This is a genomic window from Stenotrophomonas sp. ATs4 (assembly GCF_051861585.1).
In the GTDB taxonomy this organism is placed as follows: Bacteria; Pseudomonadota; Gammaproteobacteria; order Xanthomonadales; family Xanthomonadaceae; genus Stenotrophomonas; species Stenotrophomonas maltophilia_AS.
Genome location: NZ_JBLYPK010000001.1, coordinates 667960 through 675289, shown reverse-complemented (window position 1 = coordinate 675289; position 7330 = coordinate 667960). Strand labels below are relative to the sequence as shown.

6 protein-coding genes are annotated in these 7330 nt (G+C 68.2%); 3 read left to right on the top strand and 3 right to left on the bottom strand.

Annotated elements, in window-relative coordinates; all coding sequences use genetic code 11:
* Positions 1–366, bottom strand: a 366-nt coding sequence (locus tag ABR323_RS03175) for a MerC domain-containing protein (protein WP_439448159.1), incomplete at its 3' end; no start/stop codon positions are given.
* 69 nt (positions 367–435) lie between these two features.
* Here ABR323_RS03175 and ABR323_RS03170 point away from each other — a divergent pair.
* Complete coding sequence (locus tag ABR323_RS03170) at positions 436–1761, top strand: GTP-binding protein (protein ID WP_439448158.1); 1326 nt, start codon at positions 436–438, stop codon at positions 1759–1761.
* Positions 1762–1925: 164 nt separating this feature from the next.
* Here the strand turns inward: ABR323_RS03170 and ABR323_RS03165 are convergent, their stop codons facing one another.
* Positions 1926–3533, bottom strand: a complete 1608-nt coding sequence (locus tag ABR323_RS03165; protein WP_439448157.1) for an ATP-binding cassette domain-containing protein — start codon at positions 3531–3533, stop codon at positions 1926–1928.
* Positions 3534–3743: 210 nt separating this feature from the next.
* Positions 3744–4643, bottom strand: a complete 900-nt coding sequence (locus tag ABR323_RS03160; RefSeq protein WP_439448156.1) for a LysR family transcriptional regulator — start codon at positions 4641–4643, stop codon at positions 3744–3746.
* 227 nt (positions 4644–4870) lie between these two features.
* On the opposite strand from ABR323_RS03160, the gene ABR323_RS03155 reads away from it, so the two are divergent.
* Positions 4871–6049, top strand: coding sequence for a serine hydrolase domain-containing protein (locus ABR323_RS03155; protein WP_439448155.1), 1179 nt, complete (start codon positions 4871–4873; stop codon positions 6047–6049).
* Positions 6046–7230 (top strand): MFS transporter, encoded by a 1185-nt coding sequence (locus ABR323_RS03150; RefSeq protein WP_439448154.1) that lies wholly within the window; start codon positions 6046–6048, stop codon positions 7228–7230. The genes ABR323_RS03155 and ABR323_RS03150 overlap by 4 nt, the downstream gene beginning before the upstream one ends.
* Positions 7231–7330 lie beyond the last annotated feature (100 nt).

The following is a 7330-nucleotide window of genomic DNA, read 5'->3' as shown; positions in this document are numbered from 1 at the left end:
GTGCCGGTGCCGTGCGTTCCAGATATGCGTTGCGGCCAGCAGCAGGCTGCCGATGACCGTCATCGGCGTTTCCCAGTCATGCGAGGGCAGTGCGAGCGCGCCGGCCAGCAACAGGCCCAGACCGACGCCGGCGGTGGCCCAGGCCAGCACCGGTAGTGGGTGACGACGCTCGGCCCGCCACAGCACGTAGCCGGTCAACGGCAGGGCGATGGCCACGAACAGCAGGTGCACCCATTCCGCTTCGGCCCAGGTGCCGAACAGCGGCAGCGCGGCGGCAAGCAGGGGCAGCGCCAGGCAGTGCAGCAGGCACAGGCTGGACAGGGCGACCGCGCCGGCATCGAGCAGGGCGGCAGAAGGTGACTTCATCGGGGGAGGTTCCTTGCGCAACAATTGTTATACAGTAACATTTCCGTTCCGCAGCCAACCCGCTCCGACATGAACACTGTTTCCCGCGCCGACCGTCGCCTTCCGGTCACCGTACTGTCCGGCTTCCTGGGGGCCGGCAAGACCACCCTGCTCAACCAGATCCTGCGCAACCGCGAGGGCCTGCGTGTAGCGGTCATCGTCAACGACATGAGCGAGGTCAACATCGATGCGCAGCTGGTGCGCGAAGGTGGCGCCGAGCTGCGCCGCACCGAAGAGACGCTGGTGGAATTCAGCAACGGCTGCATCTGCTGCACGCTGCGTGACGATCTGCTGCAGGAAGTACGCCGCCTGGCCGACGCTGGCCGCTACGACTACCTGTTGATCGAATCAACCGGTATTGGCGAGCCGATGCCGGTGGCGGCCACCTTCGCGGTGCGCGACGAGCATGGCTTCAGCCTGAGTGACATCGCGCGCCTGGACACGATGGTGACGGTGGTCGACGGCAGCGCGTTCCTTGCAGACTTCGGTTCGACTTCGCGACTGGCCGAGCGCGGCCAGCAGGCTGGCCCGGAGGATGACCGCGGTGTGGTTGACCTGCTGTGCGAGCAGGTCGAGTTCGCCGACGTGATCGTGGTCAGCAAGGTGGACCAGGTGGACGACGAAGTGCTGCAGGACACGCTGGCCGTGCTGCGCGGGTTGAACCGCGACGCCAAGCTGCTGCTGTCCAGCTTCGGCGATGTGCCACTGGCCGAGCTGCTCGATACCGGTCGCTTCGACATGGAGCGTGCGCAACGCGCGCCGGGCTGGGTGAAGGAACTGCGCGGCGAGCACACACCGGAAACCGAGGAGTACGGCATCGGCAGCTTCGTCTACCGCTCGCGGCGTCCGTTCCACCCGGCGCGTTTCGCACGCGCGCTGCAGTCGGGGATGCCGGGCGTGATCCGCAGCAAGGGCTGGTTCTGGCTGGCCAACCGCATGGATTGGGTGGGCGAGCTGAACACCGTGGGCGCGGCGACGCGCACGCAGGCGGCAGGCTTCTGGTATGCCGCGCGCGATCGCGTGCGTGCCGGCCTGGAAGATACCGCGCCGTTGTTGCCGCCGACACCGCTGCCTTACAGCGACCTGGGCTGGGCGCGGCAGCAGGCCGATTGCTGGAGCGCGCCATTGCCGGGGCTGGAGGAATTCCCGGATTCAGCCGCGCACGCGGCGATGCAACGGCTGTGGCACCCGTTGTGGGGTGATCGCCGCCAGGAGCTGGTGGTGATCGGCGTGCACATGGATGAGCGCGCGGTGCGTGCGGAGTTGGATGGCTGCCTGCTCAACGACCAGGAGCTGCGCGCGGGGCCGCTGCTGTGGCATCAGCTGCCGCAGGCGTTCCCGGTGTGGAAGCGCTGAGCTAGCGGCTCCTGTAGATCCACGCCATGCGTGGATGGCTGACATGGCGGAGTCGAGCATGGCTCGACTCTACAGAATCGAATCCACGCCATGCGTGGATGGCTGACATGGCGGAGTCGAGCATGGCTCGACTCTACAGAATCGAATCCACGCACGGCGTGGATCTACAAGGCGTCACGCCACTGCCAACCCTCGGTGCTCACCTGCAGCACGTGGGTCGGTTGCAATGCCTGCAGCAGGTGCCGGTCGTGGCTGACCATCACCAGCGCGCCCGGCCATGCCATCAGCAGTTCCTCCAACGCCTGCAACGCACTCAGATCCAGCGCGTTACCCGGCTCGTCCAGCAGCAACAGCTGTGGCGCGGGATCGGCAAACAACACGCTGGCCAGCGCACCCTTCACCCGTTCGCCGTCGCTGAGGCTGCTGGCGTTCTGCTGGATCCGCTGCGCGTCCAGCCCGAGCAGGGCCAGCCGTGTGCGCAGTTCACCAGCATCAGCCGCCGGGTTGGCGGCCTGTACGGTGTCGAGGATGTTGCGTTCGCCGGACAATCCCAGCAGCTGCTGGTCGAGCAGCGCCAATGGGGCATGGCGTTGCACGGTGCCACTGCGTGCAGGCAGCTGGCCGGCCAACACACGCAGCAGGGTGGATTTACCGCTGCCGTTGTCACCGACTACGGCGATGCGCTGGCCGCGACGGATCTCCAGCTGCAACGGCGCACTGCAGCCATGGGGCAGCACCAGCGAATCCGCCTGCAGCAGCCGCGTGCTGCCACGCTCGCCTGCACCGGCAAACAGTGCCAGTTCCGGGGCGGCATGCACTGCGGATGCTGCTGCGCGCAGCTGCTTTGCGCTGGCCTGCAGGCGCTCGGCCTGGACCTGTTGTGCGCGGCCATGACTGGCCTCGGCACGCTGCTTCTGCCGGCCCAGCAGGATCGGTGCCTGGTTGGCTTGCTTCGCCTCGCGGTTGCCACGTGCCTGGCGCTGCTGCTGGCGTTCGTGTTGCTCGCGCGCGCTGCGTTGCTGCTGTCGGTGCTGGGCGCGGGCATGGTCGAGCTGGGTGGCAGCGGCCTCGCGTTCGGCGGCGCGCGCGTCGGCGTAGTGCTGCCATGGTCCGCCATAGCGATGCAGCCCGCGCGCGTCCAGCTCGACGATCTGCTGCATGTGCGCCAGCAGTTCGCGATCATGACTGATCACCAGCAAGCCACCACGCCACTGCTGCAGGTGTTCGTACAGCTGTTGGCGATGGCGTACATCGAGGTGGTTGCTGGGTTCGTCCAGGATCAGCCAATCGGCACCACTGGCCCAGGCACCGGACAGCGCGACCTGCATGGCCTGGCCACCGCTTAGGCGCGCGGCGGGCTGTGCAGGATCAAGATCATCGGGTAGCCGGAGCGCCTGCCAGCGCTGCTGCAGGCGGTCGCGCAGATCCCAGCGCTCGCCGACGCAGGCGAAGTCGGCGTCGTCCACGCTGCCGGCTTCGATGCGTTGCAGTGCCGCCAGCGCTTCGCCCACGCCTGCGAGCTCGCCCACGGTGCCGGACGGTGGATAGCCCGGTGTCGGAAGCACGAACACGCGGCCGCTGCCGCGTACCTGGCCGCTGTCGGGTAGCAGCCGGCCGGCCAGCAGGCGTGCGAGCACGCTCTTGCCGGCGCCATTGGCACCGACCAGACCGGTGGCGATTGGATCAAAGGAAAACGTCAGATCGGAAAACAGCAGGCGGCCGTCGGCCAATCGATACGACACGCGATCGAGCGTGAGGGAATGCGGGGTCATGCGACCTCCATGGATGCCGGGTTCTCCCCTGCGCGCAGGGGCGGGAAGAGTCAGGCCGTCTAGTGGGAAGACGGCGGCATCAATGGCGCATTGGTCGCGAGCCTCTTGGAGGAATGAGGCGCCAGTATAGCGGGGTTGGCTGAATGGCTGGGTGCAACTGTAGAGCCGAGCCATGCTCGGCTGATTGAAGCATCCACGCATGGCGTGGATCTACGGTACGGTTCCCAAGCGCGTTCCGATGAAATCGATGAACACGCGCAGCTTCGGCAGTACGTGACGTCCGGAAGGCCACAGCAGATGGAAGGTGCCGCAGGAGTGCACATGATCGTCCAGCACGGTCACCAGCCGGCCGTCGGCCAGTGCATCGCGCACCGAGTGCACCGGCACGAAGGCCAGGCCGATATCGCGTAGTGCCAGCGCCACCCGCGCTTCGATGGTATTGGCGACCATGTGCACTGGAAGCTCCAGCGGGGTCTCGTCATCGAGCCAGTGGATCGGCCACGGCTCCAGTTTGCCGCTGCTGGGGAAGCGATAGTGCAGCAGCGTGTGCTGCACCAATTCGACCGGCGTGCGCGGAACACCCCGGCGCTGCAGGTACGCGGGCGAGGCAACGATGCGGCGCGGAAACACGCCAAGGCGTCGTGCGTTCATGCGTGAGTCGCTGGGCTCGCCGACACGCAGCACGGCATCGAAACCTTCCTCGATGACATCGACCAGACGGTCGCTGAAATCAAGATCGAGGCGGATGTCCGGGTAGGCCGCCATGAACTCGGCCATCAGCGGCAGGGTCAGGTCGCCAACCAGCGGCAGGCTGATGCGCAAGGTGCCGCTGGGCGTGGCATGCGGTTGCGCAAGCTCGGTGCGCGCGGCATCGCGCTCGTCGAGGATGCGACGGCAACGGGCCAGGAACAGCTGGCCCTCGGCGGTGAGGGTGATGCTGCGCGTGCTGCGGTGGAACAGGCGCACGCCCAGCGCGTGCTCCAGCCGGGCAACGCATTTGCCGGCGGCCGAAGCGGAGATGCCCTGCAGGCGCCCGGTTTCGACGAAGCTGCGGGAATCGGCGGCGTGCACGAAGGTCTGCAGGTTGGCGAGGTTGTCCAGGACTGACATGGGCGTGTGGGCAATGAAAGCAGCAGGGTAGGGGCGCACGAACGCGGTGGGGGCGCCGCCATCGCAAAACTGTGGTGCGGGGCGGAGCGGGAGCCGTTGCGGCCTTGAAGTTCCGGCCATCATGCCGATTGCGGACTGCACGGTCCATGATGCCCGGAGCGGCAACCGGCTTTTTGCGCGGCGGCGGGCTGCCTAACGTGGCGGGCCTCTCCCCACGGACCTTCGCGATGAACGCTGCTCCTTCCCTTGAACCTGTGCCGACGCTGCCTTCGGTGCAGCGGCTGCTGCAACAGGTGCACCCGCAGCGCCTGGTCGGTGCGGTGGTGCTGGTACGCGAGCACGGCGTGCTGCGCCATGCCAGCGCCAGCGGCCTGGCCGATCGCGAGTCGGCCAGGCCGATGCAGCGCGACCAGTTGTTCCGGCTGGCGTCGGTCAGCAAGCCGCTACTGACCACGGTGATCCTGCGCCTGGTAGCGGAAGGCGTGCTCGACCTCGATGCGCCGGTACAACGCTGGTTGCCGGACTTCCGCCCTTCGCTGGCCGACGGCCGCACGCCACCGATCAGCCTGCGCCAGCTGCTCAGCCACAGCAGCGGCTTGGGCTACCGCTTCCTTGAAGCGGATGCGGACGGCCCCTATGCACGCGCTGGGGTCAGCGATGGCATGGACGCGAACCCGCTGTCTCTGGCGGAGAACGTGCGCCGCATCGCGCAGGCGCCGTTGTTGTTCGCGCCGGGCAGCCAATGGCTGTACTCGCTGGGCGTGGACGTTGCCGGTGCCGTGGCCGAAGCAGCGACGGGTGACACCCTGCAGGCACTGTACGAGCGCTTGCTGGCCGCACCCTTGGGTCTGCGCGACACTGCATTTGCGGCACGCGACGCGGCACGGTTGGCCACGCCCTATGTGAGCGACGCGCCGCAGCCGCATCGCCTGCAGGAAGGCGAGTTGGTCGCTCCGTTCGAGGGTACGGTCGGCATCGAGTACAGCCTCGCGCGTGCCACCGATGCCAGCCGTTTCCCTTCGGCCGGCGCCGGCCTGGTCGGCACCGCCGATGACGTAATGGCGGTGCTGGAAGCCTTGCGCGATGTGCGGGCTTCGAATCTGCTGCCGCCCGCACTGGTGGCGGAGATGGCCAGCCCGCAGGTAGGCGAGCAGGGGCCGCCGGAACCGGCCGGCTGGGGCTTCGGGCTGGGCTTTGCAGTGCTGCGCGACGCCGCCGCCAGCGGTACACCCCAGAACGTAGGTACATGGCGTTGGGGTGGTGCCTATGGGCATAGCTGGTTCGTCGACCCTGCGCGTGGGCTGAGCGTGGTGGCGCTGACCAACACTCTGTACGAAGGCATGGACGGTGCCTTCGTCGATGAACTGCGCGATGCGGTCTACGCGGATCTGGAGACGGCCCGATGAGCGGCCATGCCATCGATGCCGCCAGCCCGGCCGGTGAAGCCACGCGCCTGCCGTGGGCGGGACTGTTGGCGCTGGCTGGCGGCGGCTTCATCACCCTGCTGACCGAAACCCTGCCGGCCGGCGTACTGCGGCCGATGGGCGAAAGCCTCGGTGTGAGTGACGCGGCGGTGGGCCAGCTGGTCAGCGTGTACGCACTGGGCTCGGTAATGGCCGCGCTGCCGATGACCGCGTTGACCCAGCGTCTGCCGCGACGTCCGTTGCTGCTGGCCGCCATTGCCGGCTTCGTGGTGGTCAACACGCTGACCGCACTGAGCAGCAGCTACCCGCTGATCCTGGCCGCGCGCTTCCTGGCCGGCGTGTGTGGTGGCCTGCTGTGGTCGCTGGTGGCCGGTTACGCCGCGCGCATGGTGGTGCCATCGCTTCAGGGCCGCGCGATTGCGGTGGCGATGGTCGGATCGCCGCTGGCGTTGTCGCTGGGCGTACCGGCCGGCACGTTGCTGGGCCAGCAGATCGGCTGGCGCTGGGCGTTCGCGCTGATGAGCGTGCTGGCGGTCGTGCTGCTGGGATACGCGCGCTGGGCACTGCCCGCGTTGCCGGCGGCGGCTGCAGGTCAGCGCACGTCGCTGGGCGTGGTGTGGCGCATGCCCGGCGTGCGCAGCGCGTTGGCGGTGATGGTGCTGTACGTGCTGGCGCATAACGTGCTCTACACCTACATCGAACCGCTGGCGGTGGAGGCCGGCGCCGGCCCGTGGCTGGACCGGCTGTTGCTGGCCTTCGGCGTGGCCGCCATCGCCGGCATCGGCATTGCCGGCTGGGGCGTGGACCGCCATCTGCGCACGCTGGTGTGGGCTGCGGTGATCGGTTTCATCCTGCCGGTGCTGACCCTGCTGCTGTGGCCGGGGCAGGCCACTCCGCTGCTGCTGGCGACGATCCTCTGGGGCGTGGCCTTCGGCGCGGTGCCTACGTTGTTCCAGACCGCATTGGCACGGCGTGCCGGTGCCGCTGCGGATCTGGCGCAGTCGATGCTGGTGACCGGCTGGAACCTGGCCATCGCCGCCGGTGGCGTTGCAGGGGGGGTGCTGCTGCAGGCGGGTGGCCCGAGCCAGCTGGGATGGCTGCCGTTGCTGCTGCTGGCGGTGAGCGTGGCGTGGCTGCTGGCACGGCCGAAGGCCTGGGCATAGGCGCAGGCCAAACGTTACGGAGGTGCTGGGCAGCGGCCTGCACCGTGGTCCACGCCATCCACGCATGGCGTGGATCTACCGAGCGCAGCGACCCGCGTTT